Origin of the sequence: Bartonella sp. AP11XZML (genome assembly GCF_042196445.1) — a bacterium.
In the GTDB taxonomy this organism is placed as follows: domain Bacteria; phylum Pseudomonadota; class Alphaproteobacteria; order Rhizobiales; family Rhizobiaceae; genus Bartonella.
Genome location: NZ_JBHIQF010000084.1, coordinates 1 through 1,492 on the forward strand (window position 1 = coordinate 1; position 1,492 = coordinate 1,492).

A 1,492-nucleotide genomic window follows, 5' to 3' on the forward strand; every position below is an offset into this window, starting at 1 on the left:
TCAAAGGGAAGGGTGAGCAAACCATCCGCCATGCCTACCCTGGTTTTTGCTGGATATTCTTTCCAACCAAACATGCCCGCAAATCTCTGTCCTGACTCAGTGCGTATTTCTATGATCTCTTTCCCGAAAATAAGACGGTCTGAGTAAACAGTCGAAGCTATCGTCCCCCATGTGAGAGGGATACGTTCACGACGACCTCCCACCAATTGGTGGATAAACTCACTTTGCTGCGAATAAATATTACCTTCATGTTCATAAAGGCTCAGTCTTTTTGCACCATAACGCTCTAAATTTTGAATAAGATCTGTTGTAATATCTTCAAGCTTGCGAATGGACTCTGTATCAACTTCTGTCTTTTCTTGCTTGGCTTTGCCTAAACGTTTGAAAAACTCCACTAATTTATCCGTTTGATCAACGTGTGGATTCCACAAAATCGAAAGATAAAGATCATTGCGATAAAGCTCCTGAGAAACCATCCGCTCGCGATATTTATCATCTAATTGCTTGGCAAATGCCGATCTAAAAGTGCCATCCGGATAAATCGTTTCACGCTTTCTGATAATATGGCTATAAAGCGCTATCCGTTCATCCGCAATGTTTTTAAAAAGATTATTGAGTTGTTCGTGAAGCACATTGAGATCAATAATATCCGCTGTCTCAAAGTTAATCCCTTCAAGTTTAATAACGCTCATGAGAGCGCGTGAATCCAGCGCAATGATATGCTTGTTAACATGGCGCACGTAAGGGATAATCGCCTCTGGCTGCTTTTCACGCTTGCGCTCTGTTGTGTTCATTGTAATTCCTCATAATTACGAATTAATCGTAATGGAGAAATACTTCCCCCGCCCCATAGACTAGAGTTTTTGGCAAAAATAGATGTCTTTTGCCATGTCAGAAGAATACGAAATTTGTTATGGTCATGCTTTAGGATTTCCTTGAATATGAAATGCATGGCAATACCAATGGTTACAAGAAAAATATTGCCTATCACAATAAACAATATCATCGTTCCTATCGCATTTAATCCCATAGCTTCCACTGTCACGCCTGCAATCATTGCAGGGCGCGTGCAAGCAAGAAATAGCGTATCTTCTGTTAGCTTATCGTGCTCTTTCATGGCTTTAAAAGGCTGGAGTTTAACTGGAAAACATTGCTGCGATTTGTGGTGCACCAAAGATAATGCCGATGCCAATACAAACAAAGAAAGCTTTACGCATTTCAACATAACCAGCAATCCATGCAATCCCAACACCGGCAATCGCAATGGTCGCGATTGATTTTGCAATTGGTCCTGTTAAGGCTTCAATTATTTTTTGAAGAGCACTTTCAATTTTTCCGAAGCCGCCTGCGGCAAAGGCTGGTTCACTCAGTGCGATGAAGGCAATAAACAGCATTAATGCTGCTGTTAACCATTTCTTTTGTGTGTTGGGTAGAGTAGTTTTTGGTAAGATGTGTTCACAACTGAATGAATTATTCATGTTTTTCATGAAAA

Annotated in this window: 2 protein-coding genes and 1 pseudogene; all 3 read right to left on the minus strand. The window is 40.7% G+C overall.

Annotated elements, in window-relative coordinates; all coding sequences use genetic code 11:
- Positions 1-794: pseudogene (locus ACFIMG_RS08395) on the minus strand (transporter); the annotation flags it as partial.
- Positions 791-1,117, minus strand: coding sequence for a type IV secretion system protein VirB3 (locus ACFIMG_RS08400; protein ID WP_375618882.1), 327 nt, complete (start codon positions 1,115-1,117; stop codon positions 791-793). The gene ACFIMG_RS08400 and the pseudogene ACFIMG_RS08395, both read right to left, overlap by 4 nt.
- Before the next feature lie 19 nt (positions 1,118-1,136).
- Positions 1,137-1,487, minus strand: coding sequence for a TrbC/VirB2 family protein (locus ACFIMG_RS08405; RefSeq protein ID WP_375618881.1), 351 nt, complete (start codon positions 1,485-1,487; stop codon positions 1,137-1,139).
- Between the last annotated feature and the right edge of the window lie 5 nt (positions 1,488-1,492).

What these genes read in the sequence shown, in the direction of transcription:
- ACFIMG_RS08400 (WP_375618882.1), bottom strand. Translation starts at nt 1,117, where the DNA reads ATGAAAGAGCACGATAAGCTAACAGAAGATACGCTATTTCTTGCTTGC.
- ACFIMG_RS08405 (WP_375618881.1), bottom strand. Translation starts at nt 1,487, where the DNA reads ATGAAAAACATGAATAATTCATTCAGTTGTGAACACATCTTACCAAAA.